19 protein-coding genes are annotated in these 18,714 nt (G+C 42.2%); 12 read left to right on the top strand and 7 right to left on the bottom strand.

Going from position 1 to position 18,714, the window contains the following annotated elements; all coding sequences use genetic code 11:
* The first annotated feature begins 15 nt into the window (after positions 1-15).
* The 10 genes from AB5Z01_RS07080 to AB5Z01_RS07035 all read left to right on the top strand — a co-directional run bounded on the left by AB5Z01_RS07080 (position 16) and on the right by AB5Z01_RS07035 (position 9,909).
* Positions 16-1,218 (top strand): ScpA family protein, encoded by a 1,203-nt coding sequence (locus AB5Z01_RS07080; protein ID WP_287216109.1) that lies wholly within the window; start codon positions 16-18, stop codon positions 1,216-1,218.
* A gap of 20 nt (positions 1,219-1,238) precedes the next feature.
* Positions 1,239-1,802 carry an SMC-Scp complex subunit ScpB gene (gene scpB / locus AB5Z01_RS07075; protein WP_046440628.1) on the top strand — a complete coding sequence of 188 codons (564 nt, stop codon included), beginning with the start codon at positions 1,239-1,241 and terminating at the stop codon, positions 1,800-1,802.
* Positions 1,803-1,821: 19 nt separating this feature from the next.
* The gene (locus tag AB5Z01_RS07070) at positions 1,822-2,826 is read left to right on the top strand and encodes a hypothetical protein (RefSeq protein WP_195220887.1); all 1,005 of its coding nucleotides are present in this window, start codon (positions 1,822-1,824) and stop codon (positions 2,824-2,826) included.
* 20 nt (positions 2,827-2,846) lie between these two features.
* Positions 2,847-3,242, top strand: coding sequence for a GerW family sporulation protein (ytfJ, locus tag AB5Z01_RS07065; protein ID WP_022288406.1), 396 nt, complete (start codon positions 2,847-2,849; stop codon positions 3,240-3,242).
* 24 nt (positions 3,243-3,266) lie between these two features.
* Positions 3,267-4,451 carry a D-alanyl-D-alanine carboxypeptidase family protein gene (locus AB5Z01_RS07060; protein WP_287216112.1) on the top strand — a complete coding sequence of 395 codons (1,185 nt, stop codon included), beginning with the start codon at positions 3,267-3,269 and terminating at the stop codon, positions 4,449-4,451.
* A 37-nt stretch (positions 4,452-4,488) separates the two neighbouring features.
* Positions 4,489-5,220: a pseudouridine synthase gene (locus AB5Z01_RS07055; RefSeq protein WP_117864042.1), complete on the top strand. Its 732-nt coding sequence runs from the start codon at positions 4,489-4,491 to the stop codon at positions 5,218-5,220.
* A 234-nt stretch (positions 5,221-5,454) separates the two neighbouring features.
* Positions 5,455-6,837: a carboxyl transferase domain-containing protein gene (locus AB5Z01_RS07050; protein ID WP_278460035.1), complete on the top strand. Its 1,383-nt coding sequence runs from the start codon at positions 5,455-5,457 to the stop codon at positions 6,835-6,837.
* A 38-nt stretch (positions 6,838-6,875) separates the two neighbouring features.
* On the top strand, positions 6,876-7,238 hold the full coding sequence (locus AB5Z01_RS07045; RefSeq protein ID WP_022288410.1) for a biotin/lipoyl-containing protein: 363 nt from the start codon (positions 6,876-6,878) through the stop codon (positions 7,236-7,238).
* 37 nt (positions 7,239-7,275) lie between these two features.
* The gene (locus AB5Z01_RS07040) at positions 7,276-8,673 is read left to right on the top strand and encodes an oxaloacetate decarboxylase subunit alpha (RefSeq protein ID WP_022288411.1); all 1,398 of its coding nucleotides are present in this window, start codon (positions 7,276-7,278) and stop codon (positions 8,671-8,673) included.
* A 108-nt stretch (positions 8,674-8,781) separates the two neighbouring features.
* Positions 8,782-9,909, top strand: coding sequence for a DUF4317 domain-containing protein (locus tag AB5Z01_RS07035; RefSeq protein WP_117905220.1), 1,128 nt, complete (start codon positions 8,782-8,784; stop codon positions 9,907-9,909).
* A 33-nt stretch (positions 9,910-9,942) separates the two neighbouring features.
* Here AB5Z01_RS07035 and yfcE read toward each other — a convergent pair whose 3' ends face one another.
* From yfcE to AB5Z01_RS07020, 3 genes are read right to left on the bottom strand one after another with little or no spacing between them, the layout of a single operon-like run.
* Positions 9,943-10,458, bottom strand: coding sequence for a phosphodiesterase (gene yfcE / locus AB5Z01_RS07030; protein WP_287216117.1), 516 nt, complete (start codon positions 10,456-10,458; stop codon positions 9,943-9,945).
* 13 nt (positions 10,459-10,471) lie between these two features.
* Positions 10,472-11,665 carry a PIN domain-containing protein gene (locus AB5Z01_RS07025; protein ID WP_287216119.1) on the bottom strand — a complete coding sequence of 398 codons (1,194 nt, stop codon included), beginning with the start codon at positions 11,663-11,665 and terminating at the stop codon, positions 10,472-10,474.
* Between the two features lie 6 nt (positions 11,666-11,671).
* Positions 11,672-12,673, bottom strand: coding sequence for an SGNH/GDSL hydrolase family protein (locus AB5Z01_RS07020; RefSeq protein ID WP_195220892.1), 1,002 nt, complete (start codon positions 12,671-12,673; stop codon positions 11,672-11,674).
* Between the two features lie 164 nt (positions 12,674-12,837).
* Here AB5Z01_RS07020 and AB5Z01_RS07015 point away from each other — a divergent pair, with 164 nt between their 5' ends.
* Complete coding sequence (locus AB5Z01_RS07015) at positions 12,838-13,668, top strand: AraC family ligand binding domain-containing protein (RefSeq protein WP_117856409.1); 831 nt, start codon at positions 12,838-12,840, stop codon at positions 13,666-13,668.
* A gap of 41 nt (positions 13,669-13,709) precedes the next feature.
* Here AB5Z01_RS07015 and mnmA read toward each other — a convergent pair whose 3' ends face one another.
* From mnmA to rnhA, 4 genes are all read right to left on the bottom strand, one after another.
* The gene (mnmA, locus tag AB5Z01_RS07010) at positions 13,710-14,780 is read right to left on the bottom strand and encodes a tRNA 2-thiouridine(34) synthase MnmA (RefSeq protein WP_195220893.1); all 1,071 of its coding nucleotides are present in this window, start codon (positions 14,778-14,780) and stop codon (positions 13,710-13,712) included.
* Positions 14,773-15,204 (bottom strand): Fe-S cluster assembly scaffold protein NifU, encoded by a 432-nt coding sequence (gene nifU, locus AB5Z01_RS07005; RefSeq protein ID WP_022288418.1) that lies wholly within the window; start codon positions 15,202-15,204, stop codon positions 14,773-14,775. The genes mnmA and nifU overlap by 8 nt, the downstream gene beginning before the upstream one ends.
* Positions 15,205-15,216: 12 nt before the next feature.
* Positions 15,217-16,422, bottom strand: coding sequence for a cysteine desulfurase NifS (nifS, locus tag AB5Z01_RS07000; RefSeq protein WP_038671763.1), 1,206 nt, complete (start codon positions 16,420-16,422; stop codon positions 15,217-15,219).
* A gap of 90 nt (positions 16,423-16,512) precedes the next feature.
* Positions 16,513-16,956 carry a ribonuclease HI gene (rnhA, locus tag AB5Z01_RS06995; RefSeq protein WP_117891699.1) on the bottom strand — a complete coding sequence of 148 codons (444 nt, stop codon included), beginning with the start codon at positions 16,954-16,956 and terminating at the stop codon, positions 16,513-16,515.
* Positions 16,957-17,205: 249 nt separating this feature from the next.
* On the opposite strand from rnhA, the gene AB5Z01_RS06990 reads away from it, so the two are divergent.
* Positions 17,206-18,621 (top strand): ABC transporter substrate-binding protein, encoded by a 1,416-nt coding sequence (locus AB5Z01_RS06990; protein WP_287216125.1) that lies wholly within the window; start codon positions 17,206-17,208, stop codon positions 18,619-18,621.
* Positions 18,622-18,714 lie beyond the last annotated feature (93 nt).

The raw sequence follows: 18,714 nt of genomic DNA, 5'->3' as shown, positions 1-18,714 counted from the left end.
AAAGGAAAAACGTAAATGAGTGCTGCTCAGTTCAAGCTGGATATGTTTGAAGGACCGCTTGACTTGCTTCTTCACCTTATCAGCAAGCACAAACTGAATATTTACGATATTGAGATATCTTTGCTCCTTGAACAGTATATGGACTATATCAATGATCTTGACCACGAGGATTATGAGGATGCCGCTGATTTTCTTGAAATGGCGGCACGCCTTATATACATAAAGACCTGTTCGCTTCTGCCTCATGACGAGGAGTCAAAAGAGCTTAAAAAAGAGCTTGAAGGCAGGATCATCGAGTATTCTCTGTGCAAACAGGCGGCACAGACTCTCCGTGAAGTTTACGTTGGCGACCTTGTTTTTATAAGGACGGCGATAAAGCTTCCTGTAAACAAGACCTATACCCGTGAGCATGACCCTCAGTGCCTTTATGACGCTTATATGGGCATATCAAAGAAAGCCCGTGAGAGCGTTCCGCTGAAAGCGAAGATGTTTGAGCCGATAGTTTCACATAAGATAGTATCGGTCACATCGAAGATAATCCATGTCCTTAAAAGACTTTATAAGCATGGTGAATGCGATATGGGCGACCTTTATGACGGCATGACGGAGAAAAGTGAGAAAGTCGCTACTTTTCTTGCTATATTGGAGCTTACAAAGTCTGGCAGGATATTTCTCAATGACGATAACTCAAAGATTTTTTTCAACAAGGCTTCAAAGAACAAAAAAGTCGAGTCCGACTTCGATAAGCCTGTTGTTATCGAAAGCGAAACGACAGAAGCTGTCCCCGAGCCTGAGCCTATAGAAAATATACTTGACGATGAGCCTTCGAATGAGATAGAAGAAGTTGCTGATGTTGACGCAGAGCGTGAAGAAGCTTCTCAGTCAAAGCGGTATATATCTGCAAAATCCGAGCGCATATCAGGTGAATTCATTGCGGCGTATGCTCCGGTGAAGTCAGCTGAGGAGGTCATGGCAGAAATGGAGCAGATATCTGAAAAGATAGACAGTGTTGATTTATATACCGAGCCTGCTATTGCAAAGCTTGAGCCCGAACAGCCTGACGAAGCAACTATGGAGGAGATAAGGCTAATCGAACAGCTTGCGGATATCACCCCTGACACAGTGTTCAAGCCTAATTACTGGGCAAAAAGAAGATATTATTGGGGATATTCACCTGTGGGCGATGACGGAGACAATAATTTCTGGTGCTACGGATAAAATAAGAAAAGGGATAATCTATGGAACATTCAAATATACAGGCAGCCGTCGAGGCTGTGCTTTTTGCAAGCGGAGAGCCTGTGGAGAGCGAGAAGCTATGCGAGGCAGTTGGTATCGTCAAAGATCAGCTTGAGGAAGCTCTTGGCTCTTTGGCGGATAAATATAGCAAGGCTGAAAGCGGAATTACGCTTCTGAGCCTTAATGGGTCATATCAGCTTGCCACAAAAGAAGAGCTTGCGACATTCATTAAGGCGGCTTTGGAGATAAAGAAAAACTCTGTTCTTAGCCCTGCGGCAATGGAGGCACTGACAATAGTCGCATACAATCAGCCTGTAACAAAGGGCTTTGTCGAACACGTCAGGGGAGTTGACTCCTCGGGAGTTGTAAATTCTCTCGTGGATAAGGGTTTGCTTGCAGAAGCAGGCAGACTTGACCTGCCTGGCAGACCTATTGCATACAAGACAACGGACAATTTTCTTCGTTGTTTCAGGCTGTCAAGCCTGGACGATCTGCCGCCTATCCCTGATAAGCAGGAGCAGATAACCATTGACGAGATAACAAAAGAGAATGATACGGAAGAATAAAGTATGACCGTGAGGGGAGATGATAACGATAATTGTTTTATGGATACTGCTTGGTATTATAGCGGTTATTGTTATCCTGCTTCATTTTTCCATTACGGCACAGATAGATCTGAATAAAAAAGGCTTTGATCTTAAAGTACGGTATATGTTTTTTGAAATATATCCACGAAAGCCTAAGAAGAAAAAACAGAAAAGATCAAAAAAAGCAGAACTGCCTGAGGATAGTTTTGATGATTATGAGGAGTTTGAGGACAATATTGAAGAAAGCTTACCTGTCCCACAGACTGATGATGCGCCTGATAAAACAGGAGAAGTGTCCGAGCAAATTGTTGAAGCTAAGCCTGAAAAAATAGAAAAGAATGAAGCAGATGAAAATGTCAGCGTGTCTGAGGTAGAGGATAAGCAGGAAAATATCTCTGATATTGATACTGATACCAATGTTGAAGCTGGTACAGAGGACAAACCCGAGGAAATAACTGTGAAGCAGGAGAAAAAGGGCTTTGCCGGAAAGCTTTTTCATAAAAAGGATAAGGGTGAAAAGAAGCCGGTTTCCAAATCTAAAGAAAAGAAAAAAAGCAAGTTCTATGAGCTGAAAGCGCAGTATAAAAAGGTGAAGCCTTATATTCCAATGGGCTGGAAATATTTCAAAAAGCTTCTGAAAGCTATACGCTTTACAGACACAAGGATAGTTCTTGACGTTGGAAAAGAGGACGCTTACGAAGCGGCTATGCTATACGGCAAGGTGCAGGCAGGGCTTTTCAATACCATTGCAATATTTGCGGGTGTTTTTACAGTAAAGCTTAAAAAAGCTGATGTGAACTGCATTTTTGATGAAAAAAAGTTCGGATATGACGTTCATACCTTAGTCAGGGTAAGACCAAGCACTTTGATAGCAATAGGGTTTTGCACGGGCGTTAATTTTCTTAAAATATATCTTTCAGGCAGACGTAAGAAAAAGCGTGCTGCCAAGCGTCGCAGTAAAGAGCTTGCGGCTAAGAAGAATGAAGTTAAAGCAACAAATTGAAATACGAAAGGTTGAGAAAAATGAGCGAAAGTACAAAGATCGAGGGACTTGTTAAAACTGCAATGGACAAGGTCCGTGAAATGGCAGACTGCGAAACTGTTGTGGGCAAGCCTATCGTTACCGCAGATGGTACTACTATAATCCCAGTTTCAAAGATATCAGTGGGCTTTGCGTCGGGTGGCTCCGACTTACCAACAAAAAGCACAAAGGAAACGTTCGGCGGTGGCTCAGGCGGAGGAGTAACTATCCAGCCTATCGCTTTTATCGCTGTTTACAAGGGCGAAGCAAAGCTTTTACAGCTTTCAATGAATGCGACAAAGGAAAACGCTATCATAAATATGGTACCTGAGGTAATAGATAAGATAACAGATTTTCTTGGCAAAAAGTCTGACGACGAGGACGAAGACGAGGAATAATTTTACTGAATTTTAAAAGTGTAAGTGAGCAAACTAATCCTTGAAATTGATTTTAAGGGTGTGGTTTGTTTGAAATGCGTGACGGTATTTATTTGTACGGTCATGATGATGTGCTTTTGCTGTATGAATGTCAGTGCTGACGATCTCAGTGAGATATCCGCGAAGAGTGCTATAGTTATAGACGGTGAAACAGGTGATGTGCTGTTCGAGAAAAACGCCTATGAAAGGCGTCCGATGGCAAGCACTACCAAAATAATGTCTGTGCTTCTTGTGCTTGAAAGTGGTGAAGATCTTGACAAGCAGTTCGTGGTAGACAGCGAAGCTATAAAGGTCGAAGGCTCGTCCATGGGTCTTCAAGATGGTGACAAAGTCACTCTACGCGATCTATGCTGTGGCATGCTTCTTCCAAGCGGAAATGACGCTGCAAATGCTGCTGCGGTAAGAGTGGCAGGAAGTATCGGCAAGTTCGTTCAGCTTATGAACAAAAAGGCTGAACAATTGGAGCTTAATGATACTCATTTTGTAACGCCGTCAGGGCTCGATGATGATACAGATGAGCATTATTCCACTGCAGCGGATATGGCAAAGCTTGCAGCGGAAGCAATGAAAAATGAAGATTTCAGGGCTATATGTCACCTTGAAAAGGTTGAGTTGTGCTATGGAAACCCACCGTATGACCGCTGGCTAATTAACTCAAACAAGCTTTTAAAAAGCTGTGAGGGTATTGTGGGCGTAAAAACGGGGTTTACGGACAAGGCGAGGAGATGTCTTGTTTCAGCCTGTGACAGAAAGAATAAAGAGCTTATATGCGTTACCTTGAATGCTCCTGATGATTGGAATGATCACTCAAAGCTCTATGATTATTGCTTTGATTTTGTATCTAAACAGAAGCTTCCATTGGATAAAAGTAGTTTTGATGTTGCAGTTGTTGGCGGAGTGAGCGACAGTGTGAAATGTAAGGTAGGGAATGCAAGTGCTGTGCTTTTGAACGGCAGGGCTTACAAAGTCAAGACAAAGATATATCTGCCAAGGTTTGTTTATGCGCCTGTGAAAAGTGGAGATAAAATAGGGCTGGCATTGTTTTACTACAATGATGTGGAAATAGCCCGAACGGATATCACGGCGGTGGAAGATGCGATGCTTGCAGAGCCTGAAAAGCCAGATATATTCCACTATTATCTAGATAAACTGAAAAAATTGTTTGCATAACGGCTCAATGTGAGCCGTACATAAATAAGGAGAAAATATGGAAAAGATTCGTATACAGAAAATAATGTCTGACAGTGGTGTTTGTTCAAGAAGAAAGGCAGAGGAGTATATCTCAGAGGGAAGAGTAAAGGTCAATGGCAGACCTTGCAAGCTTGGCGACAAGGCTTTTGCAGGCAAGGATATAATCACCCTTGATGGGGAAAAAATATATGTTGCCAAGAAAAGACAGCTTTATTATATCATGCTCCACAAGCCAAGAGGATATGTTACCACAATGAGTGATGAGCTTGATAGAAAGTGTGTAACTGAACTTCTAACAAAAGTGCCTGAAAGAGTTTATCCTATCGGCAGACTTGACAAAAACTCAGAAGGTCTGTTACTTTTCACAAATGACGGAAATTTTGCCAATGATATCATGCACCCTTCAAGGCATATCGCTAAGACTTATCGTGTTACAGTAAGACCTGACATAAACGATGAGCAGCTCATAAAGCTTGCTTCAGGAGTTGAAATAGACGGCAAAATGACGCAGGAGTGTTCAGTTGTCGTGCTCGACAAACAGCCTGGCAGGGTTGTGCTTCAAATGACTATCCATGAGGGCAGGAACCGTCAGATAAGAAAAATGTGCGAAGCTGTGGGACTTGAAGTCGCAAGACTAAAGCGCACTGCCATCGGTCCGATTAAACTTGGTATGCTAAAACCAGGTGAGTATAGAGAGCTAAAACCTGACGAGCTAAGGGCTTTAAGGAATGCTATCACCAAAAAATAACGCTCATCGAGGGCCTCTTTTTGTCAGGAGGCCCTTTGTTATTGTGCAAAATGCTTAATAATATGCGTGTATCGATATTGATTATGCTACTAAACGTAAAATATGCGGAAATAGGTCAATTTACTCTTGTAAATTCGGCAAAAAAATAGTATAATATTAAGTGTATAAATATGATAAAATCCAGTAGTTTTGCGTTATTTTATCACAAAAAATTATTTGAATGGAGGAAACTGTATGTCTGATTCAATTTCTACTCTTGCTGAGCTTAAAGCTGCGTCGCAGACTCCTACTGCTGCAAGAAACAGGCTGACATATTTGTTTGACGAAGGAAAATTTACAGAGCTTGACGCTTATGCTGCTGCGGGTGACTCCCTTGCTGGAGTTATTACTGCTTTTGGCTATGTTGAGGGTAATCCTGTATATGCTTTTTCTCAGGACGTGACTGTTAAGGACGGTGCTTTGACAGAGGCACAGGCAAAGAAGATAGCAAAGGTTTATGACCTTGCTGCTAAGACAGGAGTTCCTGTTGTCGGAATATTCGATTCTTATGGTGCTGACGTAAGCGACGGTTCAAAGGCTCTCAATGCTTATGGTGAACTGCTTATGTGGACTTCTAACCTTTCAGGTGTTGTTCCTCAGATAGCTGTTGTCGCTGGCACTTGTGCAGGCTGTGCAGCAATGCTCGCTGAGTCTGCTGACTTCACTGTTATCGCAAAGGATGCTGAGCTTTATGTTGCACCAAACGCAAACATAAAGAACTCTGCTGAAAATGCTGCTGAAAACGGCACTGCTGCTGTTGTTTGCGAGGACGATAAGGCTGCTGTTGAGGCTGCAAAGAATATACTTACAAAACTTCCACAGAACAACCTTTCACCAGTTCCAATGTATGAATTTGCTGATCCAACTGAGGCTGTTGGTGATGACGCTGATGGCATTGCAAAGGCTGTTTGCGATGGCGACAGTGTAACTGAGCTTAATGCTGAGTATGGCAAGGCTTCTTATACAGCACTTGCAACACTTGGCGGTGCTACAGTCGGCGTTGTTGCTACTAACAAGACAGGCGACAAGCTTACGTCTGCTGATTGCTCAAAGATCGCAAGATTTGTAAGAACTTGCGATGCTTACGCTATCCCTGTTGTAACTTTTGTTGATACAGAGGGCTTTAAGGCTGATGATGATACTGAGGCTTACGGTGCTGTGAAGGATATGGCTAAGCTGTGCCACGCTTATGCTGAGGCAACAACTATCAAGCTTGCTGTAGTTACTGGCAAGGCTTACGGTCCTGCATTTATTGCACTTGCCGGCAAGGGTTCAAATGCTGACCTTTCATTTGCACTTGATACAGCTGTTATTTCTGCACTTGCTCCTGTAACTGCTGTTGAGTTCCTCCAGCATGATGAGCTGAAGGGTGCTGCTGATCTTACTGCTGCAAGAAACACTCTTGCTGATAAGTTCGCTAAGGAGAATGCCTCTGCTGCTGTTGCTGCAAAGAATGGCTGCATTGACGGTATCATCGCTAAGAACGAGATTAGACAGACACTTATGGATTCTATCGAGGTAATGGCTGGAAAGAGAATTTCCAGACTGCCTAAGAAACACAGCAATATTCAGTTGTGATAAACATATCAAATTAAAAAGATTGGTGGTTTTTTAAGATGAAAAGATATAATATTACAGTAAACGGAAAAGCTTATGACGTTGCAGTTGAAGAAGTCGGCGGAAGTGCCGCTGCTGCTCCTGTAGCCGCAGCCCCTGTTGCTGCCGCTCCTGCTGCTCCAGCTCCAGCCGCTGCACCTGTTGCAGATGGCACAAAGGTAACAGCTCCAATGCCTGGTACTATCCTTGACATCAAGGTAGCTGTGGGCGACACTGTTAAGTCTGGTCAGGCTATTTGCGTACTGGAAGCTATGAAAATGGAAAATGACGTTAACGCTCCTTGCGACGGTAAGGTACTGAGCGTTAATACAACTAAGGGCTCTGCTGTTGAGACTGGTGCAGTTCTTGCTGTTATCGGCTAATAACATTCCTGAAAAATAACGAAAGGATCGATTTAAAATGGCAAAGCTTAAAATAACTGAAACTGTCCTCCGTGACGCTCATCAGTCACTTCTTGCTACAAGAATGTCAATGGACGATATGCGTGAGATACTCCCTGAGATCGACAAGATCGGTTTTTATTCTGCTGAGTGTTGGGGCGGTGCTACATTTGACTCATGTATCAGATTCTTAAATGAAGATCCATGGGAAAGACTTCGTATACTTAGAAAAGAAATGCCTAACACAAAGCTCCAGATGCTTTTCAGAGGTCAGAATATGCTTGGCTACCGTCATTATGCTGATGACCTTGTTGAGTATTTTGTACAGAAGTCTATTGCAAATGGTATTGATATTATCAGAATTTTTGACGCACTGAACGATATCAGAAACCTTGAAACAGCTATCAAGGCTGCTAAGAAGGAAAATGGTCACGCTCAGGTTGCTATCTCGTACACACTTGGCGAGGTATTTACTCATGAGTATTACATGAACTATGCAAAGCAGATTGAGAATGCAGGTGCAGATTCTATCTGTATCAAGGATATGGCGGCTCTTCTGACTCCATATGAGGCTGAAACACTTGTTAAGGATCTCAAGTCAGCAGTTAAGATCCCGATCCAGTTGCATACTCATTACACATCAGGTCTTGCTTCCATGTGTATCCTTAAGGCTGTTGAGGCTGGTGTTGACGGCGTTGATACAGCAATGTCACCACTTGCTCTTGGTACATCTCATGCGCCAACTGAGTCTATCGTTGCCACATTCAAGGGCACTGAGTATGACACAGGTCTTGACCTTGTTAAGCTTAACGTGATAAGAGATTACTTCATGAAACTCAGAAAGAAGTACATCGACAACGGTCTGCTTGACCCTTCAATGCTCGCTACAAATACAAACGCACTTCTTTATCAGGTTCCTGGCGGAATGCTTTCAAACCTCCTTTCACAGTTGAAGCAGGCTGGCAAGGCAGATCAGCTTGACGACGTTCTCAAGGAAGTTCCAAAGGTTCGTAAGGACGCAGGTTACCCACCACTGGTTACACCTACATCACAGATCGTTGGTACACAGGCTGTGTTCAACGTAATCATGGGCGAGAGATACAAGACAGTAACTAAGGAGTTCAAGGGACTTGTTAAGGGCGAGTACGGTAAGACACCAGTTGCTATCGACCCAGAGTTCCAGAAGAAGATTCTTGGCGACGAAGAGCCTATCACTTGCCGTCCTGCTGACCTTCTCCAGCCAGAGTTTGAAACAATGAAGAAAGAGGCTGCTGAGTGGACGGAGCAGGAGGAAGATATCCTCACATATGCAATGTTCCCTAAGGTTGCACCTAAGTTCTTCAAGGACAGACGTGATAGAAAGTACGGCGTTGACGGTAAGCACTCAGACGCTGAAAATAAGGTTCACCCAGTTTAATAACAATTATCCCACAGTTTCGGCTGTGGGATTTTTTTGTCTGTGGCTCTTGAAAAATCTGTACATTTGTGCTATAATTAATATACATTTTTTCGGGAGGACGCCAAGATGAACAAAAAGGAAATAAATGAAATTAAGAAGAATTTCAGCGATGACTGCGGCTTTTTCACCGTGAACCACGTTGTTACTGCATTTGTGGACGCTGAAAAGAACATAAAGTGCAAGACCAATCAGCTTTACAACACTATTCCGCAGGACGAGGCGGAGCTGATAATGATAAACCTGAAAAAGGTACTCAGCGGCTCTATCGGTAAAAATCTGCTGGAATATTCGTTCCCTAAGGACGCCTACCTTGAGGGTGGGGCACAGCCTTTCATGTATGAAACATTGCAAAGTAAGCTGCTTGATGAGGAAAAGGTTGATAACTTTCTGAATGCCATTGTGGAAAAGGTGGAGTATGTGTCTACATATACCATTTTCATGGCGCATTGTACATATTCTGTGCTGAAAAAGAACAAAATGGACGAGTTTGAGGACGAAGCTGACACAGATTACAATTTTATAGTGACAGCCCTTTGCCCTGTAAATCTGCGTATTGACGGGCTTGTGTATGATGAACAGGACAACTCTATCGCTAAGAAAGAGTCATGCGACAGAATTGTTGAGCTTCCAAGCGATGGCTTTTTGTTTCCTCTTTTCAATGATCGTGCGCCTGATATCAACGGCGTGCTTTACTACACGAAAAACGCCAAAAAGCCGAACACTTCCGTTGTTGAAGAGCTTCTTGGTTGCGAGTTTTCAATGACCTGTCAGAACGAAAAGGAAACTTTCAAGGATATCCTCACGAGCGTTGTTGGTGACGAGCTTGACTATGATCTTATCACTACTGTGAATGACAAGATTTCCACATTTGTTGACCAAAATGCTCATGAAACTGAGATACCGACAATTGACGAACATAAACTTTCGTCCATTCTGTGGGAAGCTGGAGTTAGTCAGGATAAGCTTGATAATCTTCCTAAAGTTTTTGACGCTGCGGCTGGCGGGAAGCCACTCACAGCGGTAAACCTTGTGGAGAAAAGGACCGTAGTTTCTGCTCCAAGCATAACCGTAAATATTGGCAAGGACGCAGTTGACAAGGTAAAAACTCAGATAGTTGATGGCAGAAAATGCCTTATAATCAATCTTGATGACCCTGAGATAGAGGTCAACGGACTTGAAACTACAATAAAATAGGCACAAAAAAGGCAGCTCAACGCTGCCTTTTCTTTATATAAGCTCGCCAAACGAGAACTTGCCGTCTTCCAGTATCAGATAGCTGTGTGCTGAATTTTCTTTCGGTATGGAAACAGAACCGGGGTTTATATAGGTGTAATCGCCACAGTCTTTAATAACAGGTACATGGGTGTGACCGTGGAGCAGAATGTCGTCCTTAGACAGCGGTGGCAGATTGTCGCAGTTGAATTTGTGACCATGTGTGGCGAATATCCTCTGTCCGTCACAGCATATATAAGCATATTCCGCCATAACAGGGAAGTCAAGCACCATTTGATCGACTTCTGTGTCACAATTACCACGCACGCACAGAAGCTTGTCTTTCAGCGGATTGAGCATGGCTATCACCTGCTTTGGTGCATATTCCTCTGGAAGGTCGTTTCTTGGTCCGTGATAGAGGATATCACCCAAAAGAATTAGTTTTTCCGCGCCGTTTTGCTCAAAGGCTTCAAGCATTTTTTTGCACCAGTAAGCCGAACCATGAATGTCTGACGCTATCATAAGTTTCATTTTTTACACTCCTTTATTTTATGATCTCAGATGCAAGCTTGTGCAAAGACACATACTCTGGCTTTATTTTGTTATATATATCGCAGCCTTTTTCCTTTTTAAACTCTTTTACCATTCTGATATAAAGCTGCTGTTTTGTTGTGGCGTCAATGACTGCTTCTCTTATAAGCGCCAGTTCGTCTTTGTTGCATTTGCCGTCGAGTAGCTCATCAAGTTTTACGGATAGTACATCATGGTAAACAACCTTTTCAGTTTTCTGAGCCGTCATCGTTTTATCTTCATCAGCGGTGCATGTATTTTCGGATTCCTGTAGTCCTTTAAGTCGCAGATATCTTGGTCTGAGAAGCTTGTAAAAATCTGTAGCCTGCTTTTTATATACCTTTGCAAGAGAGTTGTGAAGCTCCTCTTTTGTGTTAGACTCAGCTATAAGTTTGCTGATCTCTTCTATTTGCTCTTCGCTGCAAATGTTTGCAAGTATGCTTTGGAGATCGTTGTTTTTTTGTGTGGTACACTTTTTTCTGCCCTTTTTCACTTTGACGATAGTCTCAACAACAGGATCACTTTCTACTTCGACAATATCAGGTGCACAGGCTTCTGGTTCTTCTTCGACCTCTTCTGTATTACCATTCATATTTTCGTTTAGTGTAACAGAATAATCTATAGCCGCAGACTCAGGGTTTGGCTCATCAGCTTCGTCAAGAGTTATCTCTGACTCTGTCTGAATTTCTGCTGTTTCTTGTGTTTCCTCTGCTTTTTCGACTATATGTTTAGTCGATTCTTCATCTTCATCTTCATTGTTTTCGGTCGGATTAACCTTATGATTAGCGAAATTAATAGCGGTTTGTATTGTCCTAGTTCTGTAGACCATAGCATTTGGGCTGTCAACATACTTACCGTGCCAGAAATCATGAAGAAAGTCAAAACCTCTGTCATTGCTGATAACAAAAATATTCGTATAAGTATCCTTGGCTACCAGATAACCCAGAAGTGTTGAAAGCTGAAAATCCAGGGCATTTTTGCCACCAACGTTTACTTTGAAGTATTCAATATCAGCCTTTGATGTAAGAACTTTCTGGTGCATTTCAAAGTTAATGGTATCGGAATTTTCACTGTAAAAAATTATGACGGTATCAGTTTCAGTTAAATTGTCTATGCCTTGAAGTCCTTTGGATTTGACATTTTCAAAGTCTACCAAATATATTTTCATGTTGATCTATCCTTTCTTTTTGTGTCGTATAAGAATCGTAGCTGCGATTATAACAATAAGTCCGCCTGTCGCAGTTGTTGTCATAAGTATGACATTTTTGCCCTTTTCATCGTTCTCACTGCTATCAGGGATGACCTCCTCATAGGTATAAGTTTTTGTTCTTAACGCCTTGTCTATACAAGAAGCAATAAGTGCATGACCTTTTTTATTAGGGTGTATATCAAAGTCATTTATGTTGGTAAGTTCCTTTCCGTGACCGCTGAATTCACTAAAAACATCTGCTACTATGTATCTCTCATTTTCATCTTCGTCAGTGGAGTGTTCTTTGATAATGTTGTTAAGTTTTGAAATTTTATCTTTCGACATACTCTGGAAAACAGCAGCCGCAGTGAAATTATCCAGCGGGTCATATAGTGTCTGAACGATTATTTCACCTTTACTTTTAGCTTCAACAGCGTTAATTATATCATCTAGAGTGCTCGTGAAATTTTTCAGCGCTTTATCCATATCATCAGACATATCCTTCATATCCATTGCAATGCCAATAATATCCTTGGTTTTATCCATCAAATCAGACATTGTGCTTTTAGAAGTAATGCCCAGATCGTTCATCAAAAAATCTATGAAAAGACCAAGAATGTCATTGCCACCTATGGATATAATAACAGCGTCGCTGTCTGCAAGGTCAGCGTCAAATTCGCCTGAATTAATGCGGTCAAGAAGCTGTTGTGAAGTATCGCCCACAACAGCAGAGTTCACAAGCTTACAGCCGCCAGCGTCTTTAAGCTCAGCGTCATACTGGTCGTGAAGAAGATTTGCATAAGACGCACAAGAATATCTGTTTTCACTGTAGCCTTCCAGACCATAGCCAGCGGCGATTGAATCCCCAAGCACAAGTATATTAGGCGGAACATTTACTTCATGCTTTATAACTTCAGCGTTACAGGCAAGAGGTGTGGCACATGCCATAACGGTTGCCGTGAAAAAAGCCGTTAATTTTTTTAACATCTTATCATCTCCTATATGAGTATATTAACCTTATTATATAATATATTGTACCACATTCAGGACAATTGTACAACATATTTTTTTGAAATTTCTTGACTTTTTTAGTGTGTTGTGATAATATATAATAAAAGAATATGAAATCAGTTTGGAAAGCGAGATTTATTATGACTGACTATTATTACCCTGTCCTCAGCGATGAAACGAGCCTGCCTTTGTATGTGCTTGGAATCGGTGCGAGAGATAGAGAATTTCATTTTGTAAGAGAAGATGGCTATCCTAATCATCAGATAATATACTGCACTCGTGGTCAGGGTCACATTATATTTGATGGTCATGAGTATGATATAAAGCCGGGGGACGCATTTTATCTCCCGCCTTCTGTGCCGCATGAGTATTATCCTGTTGGTGATATATGGGAAACCCACTGGATAACCTTTGAGGGCAGGGAAGCAATTGAAATTCTCAAGCATATCAAGCTTGAGAAGGCTAAAGTGTTTCACATAAATGATATCAATGCTGTTGATGCCATATTTAAGAAGATACTTTATCTTATGAAGACTAATTACTACTACTGTGGTCACCAGTGTTCGGCATATCTATATCAGTTTCTTATTGAGCTACACAGAGTCGTAAACCTACAAAATGGCAGTCAGGACGGGCAAAAACTCAATCAGCTGCAGCCTGTAATTGATTATATTGATAAGAATTTCAGAAAAGAACTTACACTTGTGGAGCTTGCTGATCTTATTGACCTTTCACCGCAGTATCTTTGCAGACTTTTCAAGGAGTGTCTTAGTCTAAGACCTTTTGAGTATCTAGCAAGAAAGCGTATACAGCAGGCAAAGCTGCTTTTATTGGAGGATAAGCTTAACATCAATGAAATCGCTGCGGAGGTAGGTTATAACGATTGCAGTTATTTTTGTGCGGTGTTCAAAAAGCATGAAATGCTTTCCCCTGCAGAATTTCGTTCTCTTCATAAAAAAGCAGGTAATTAAAAACATGATGCCCCACGGAAATGGATTCCGTGGGGCTTTTTTTATAATATAGTTCCGCCTCCGATAACGTATTCGCCGTCATAGAAAACCACTGCCTGTCCCTTTGAGATAGCTTTATGAGGTTCTTTAAAAGTCACGAGTACTTTGCCATCATTCATTGGTGAAACCGTACATTCAGCGTCCTTTTGATGATAACGTGTCTGAGCAGTGCAGGTTATAGGCTCTGTGAGGGTGTCAAACGGAATAAAGTTCACATCTCCTGCCACAAGGCTGTCACTGTATACTTCATCAGCCTTGCCCATAATAAGTCTGTTATGCTCCATATCTTTTGTAATAACGAAAAGCGGTTCGCTATATGAAATGCCTACGCCCTTTCGCTGTCCAATAGTATAGTGTATCAGACCTTTGTGTTTACCAAGCTTTGTGCCATCAGAAAGAACGATATCTCCCGACTGCTGTTCACCGCAGCGTTTTGTGATAAAGCCTGCGTAATCACCGTCAGGGATAAAGCAGATGTCCTGAGAGTCAGGCTTGTTTGCATTTATAAGCTTGTTTTCTTCTGCAATATCACGGATCTTGTCCTTGTGCATCTCGCCAACGGGGAAGAGAGTGTGAGCAAGCTGTTCCTGCGTCATACTGTAAAGCACATAACTTTGATCCTTTGACCTGTCAGGTGAACGCTTGAGCAGCCACCTGCCTGACTTTTCGTCAAACTCTCTGGCAGCGTAATGCCCTGTAGCTATATAATCAAAGCCCAGCAGCTTTGCACGCTCATAGAATTTTGCGAATTTCAAATGTTTGTTGCACTCGATACACGGATTAGGCGTGCCGCCTGCCAGATATGTATCAACAAAATTGTCGATAACATAGTGCTTAAAATCATCAGAAAAATTGAATACATGGAAATCAATGCCTAGTTTAAAAGCAACAAAACGTGCGTCCTCTACATCATTGAGAGAACAGCACGTTCTTGTTTTATCCAGACCGATGTCCTCATTGCTATAGAGCCGCATGGTAGCCCCTGCCACGTCATAACCTTCATCAAGAAGGAGCTTGACCGAAACAGAGCTGTCAACGCCGCCGCTCATTGCCACAAGAACTCTATCAGCCATTGCAGTTCTCACAATCAGGAGCAGACTGCTTACCTACGAACGGAGTTGGATCGATACCCTGTCTTTTATAGTAGTCAGAAACCGCAGCCTTCATAGCCTCTTCGGCAAGAACAGAGCAGTGAAGCTTTGCTGGTGGAAGACCGTCAAGAGCTTCAACAACCGCCTTGTTTGTAAGTTTCAAAGCGTCTTCAAGCTTTTTACCTTTTATCATTTCTGTAGCGATAGAAGATGTAGCAACAGCCGCACCGCAACCAAAAGTCTTGAACTTAACGTCAGTTATAACGCCGTCATTGACCTTGATGTACATTTTCATTATATCTCCGCACTTGGCGTTTCCTACCTCGCCGACACCGTCAGCATCTTCAATCTCGCCGACATTTCTCGGATGCGCGAAATGATCCATTACCTTTTCGCTGTATATCATTTTTTATTCCTCCTAATCAAGTGTATAGTCGTGAATATTCTCAGTTCTGCAAATTCTTTCCCAAAGTGGTGACATACTTCTCAGGTGCTTTACGATTGGTGGAAGAACCTCAAGAATATAATCAACATCTTCCTCTGTGTTCTCGTCATTGATAGAAAGTCTGAGTGAGCCATGTGCTACTTCATGTGGCAGACCAAGTGAAAGCAGAACGTGTGACGGGTCAAGTGATCCGCTTGTGCAGGCTGAACCTGATGAAGCTGCAACGCCCTGAAGATCAAGTGAAAGAAGCAGGCTCTCGCCCTCTACTCCTCGAACAGATATGTTTACATTTCCTGCAAGTCTGTGTTCTGTGTCACCATTAAGTCTTGACTCAGGTATCTTGAGCAGACCCTCGATAAGTCTATCTCTCATTTTTCTTACACGCTCGTTCTTTGCAGGGATATCCTTTACAGCATCAGTGATAGCAACGCCGAGAGCCACGATAGAAGGTACGTTCTCGGTACCTGCACGCTTATTTCTCTCCTGTGCTCCACCGTAGATAAGGTTTGGAAGGTTAATGCCTGTTTTTACATAAAGCGCGCCAACACCCTTTGGAGCGTGGAGCTTATGTCCTGAAAGTGAGAGCATATCAATGTTCATATCTTTAACATTGATATCAATATTTCCCACAGCTTGAACAGCGTCAGTATGGAACCATACGCCATGCTTGTGGCAAACTTCACCGATCTCAGCGATAGGCTGTATAGTACCGATCTCGTTGTTAGCTGTCATTATTGTAACAAGGCAGGTATCATCACGGATAGCGTCCTCGACCTGTTGTGCAGTAACAAGACCCTTGTCACCTACAGGAAGATATGTTACCTCAAAGCCAAGCTTTTCGAGATACTGACAAGTGTGCAGAACTGCATGATGTTCAAAAGCAGTTGTGATGATATGCTTCTTGCCCTTTTTTTCTCCAAGCTGTGCACAGCCTCTTATAGCCCAGTTGTCAGACTCAGAGCCGCCAGCAGTGAAATAGATCTCGTTGACCTTCGCACCAAGAGCGTTTGCGACCTGTTCTCTTGCTTTAAGAACGGCTTTTGCACATTCCATTCCCAAAGAATATATACTTGACGGATTTCCGTATAGCTCAGTGAAATAAGGCAGAGCGGCGTCAAGAGCTTTCTGAGATACTCTAGTCGTAGCTGAGTTATCTGCATAGACAAATCTCTTTTCCAATTAAATCATACCTTTCATATATAGATTTACTATTTTATTATATACTTATTTACTACAAAATGCAAGTGATTTCGTTAATTTAACAGAAATTTAACTTCTACTGAATTTCTTTGATCCCATGACTGCAAGTTCGTCACAACGTTCGTTTTCCGGATGTCCTGCATGGCCTTTTACCCAGTTGAAATTGACCTTATGCACCTCCAGCAGATCAAGAAGCTTTTCCCACAGATCACTGTTTAGAGCCTTTTTCTTGTCCGATTTCACCCAGTTGTTTGCACGCCATTTTTTTGCCCAGCCTTTTGTAACAGCGTCGATTATATACTTTGAGTCGCTGTAAAGCTCTACCTCACATGGCTCTTTCAGTGCTGAAAGAGCAGTGATAACAGCGGTTAGCTCCATGCGGTTATTGGTTGTAGAGGGATCACCGCCCCAAAGTTCTTTTGAATTGCCTTTATATCTTAGTATAACACCATATCCACCCGGTCCAGGATTTCCAGAGCAAGCACCGTCAGTGAAAATTTCTATTTTCTTCATTTATTTATCTCCGTTTTTGTGATGATTATTATGCAAAACATATTATACTACATTTCTCTCTTTTTTTCAAGTACCTCTCGAGGTTTAATATTTTAATATTTATTACTTTTGAAATGTTCAAATTATACAAATGGCTTGAATGTCTTTGTATAAAATGAGAATTGACTTAAAGGACATTAGGTTTTATAATTGTAGTGTAACATTGGTTGTTAAGACAGAAAATCATTTGATTTGGAGGTCAATTATTTTATGAAGATCAAGAAGATTCTTGCATTGGCAGTAGCGCTTACATCTGTTTTTGCAGTTGCAGGTTGCGGCTCCACAGGCGACAACAGTTCAAAGGTATCAACAGTAAAGAAAGTTAAGGTCGAGGACACACAGGAAATAGAGGCTATCCCTGACGACGCTCAGAAAACTATCCGTTGGATGGGTACATATGACCTTAACCCTGACGAGAAAAAGGGCGAGGATAAGTCCGTTGAGATGACCCTTTTCAACAACAAGGGTGGTAAAGTAGAGTACACAAGAGTAACTGATAGCGAAAAATTTGACCAGCTCGCTAGTGCTATCATGGCTCAGCAGAATGTGCCTGATATCTTCAAGTATGAGTGGATGGCATTCCCTGCACAGGTGCTTAAGGATATGTATCAGCCGGTTGACGATATTGTGAACTTTGACGATCCGTTGTGGGCTGATGTGAAAACAGCGGCTGATAAGTTCGTTATGGGCGGCAAGCATTATGTTGCTCCTATAAGCTTCACAGTCGGCACGCTTATGATGTACGATCAGGACGTTATTGACGCTGAGGGTCTTGACGATCCATATGAGCTTTATCAGAACAACGAGTGGAATTGGGATAAATGGTATGACATGATGTCGGAGTTTGTTTCAAACGCTCCTGCTGATGTTGAGAGATTTGGTATCAATGGTTGGTTCCAGACACAGGTCATTCAGCAGACCGGTAAAACAATGGTAAACTATGACGGAGAGAAGTTCACAAACAATGTAAATGACCCTGATATCGAAAGAGCAGAAGATCTGCTTTATCAGGTAGGTAAGAACAACCTTGTAAACGGCAACTGGCTTGGCAATGCTAAGCAGGCGCTTAAAGACGGCAATCTGCTGTTCTACTGCATGGGTACATGGGCTATGACAGGAAATAACGGACCTTCTGACGCTGACACTTGGAGAGTGGTCCCTGTTCCGTCTGATCCTAACACTGATGAAAAGTACATGACATCTGATATGACGGCATATATGTGGGTAAGAGGTTCAACAGCTAAGGAGGCTGTTAAGTGCTGGTATGAGTGCTGCAGAATGGCTAACACAGATGAAACATATAAGGAAAACGGCAAGGAGAAATTCCTCAACGCTAACCCTAACTGGACAGAGGATATGTATCAGGTGATCGTTGACTGCTCATCTTCTGAGTACAATCAGGTGTTTGACTACGGCTACGGAATTTCTTCCACAATGTCTGACGACAATGCAAATGAGGACGGCAACTGCGTAACAAGAAAGCTTTATGAATACACAAACAAGGCTGACGATAATGGCAAACAGTTCTCATGGACAGAGCTGAGAGAATCATACTCTGCAACTGTTGACGCCGAGCTTAAGACTATCAATGACGCTGTTGTTGCATTCAATAAGAAAAATTCATAAGAATACTTTACAAGACTTCGATTTTATCGGGGTCTTGTTTTTGCATAAAAATATGGCTCTGAGAGATACATTTCTCAGAGCCTTTGCTATTGT

Origin of the sequence: Ruminococcus sp. RTP21359st1_H3_RTP21359_211015, assembly GCF_040909065.1 — a bacterium.
In the GTDB taxonomy this organism is placed as follows: Bacteria; Bacillota; Clostridia; order Oscillospirales; family Ruminococcaceae; genus Hominimerdicola; species Hominimerdicola aceti.
Note: the sequence above shows the minus strand (reverse complement) of the source record. Positions and strands in the feature narration are given on the sequence as shown.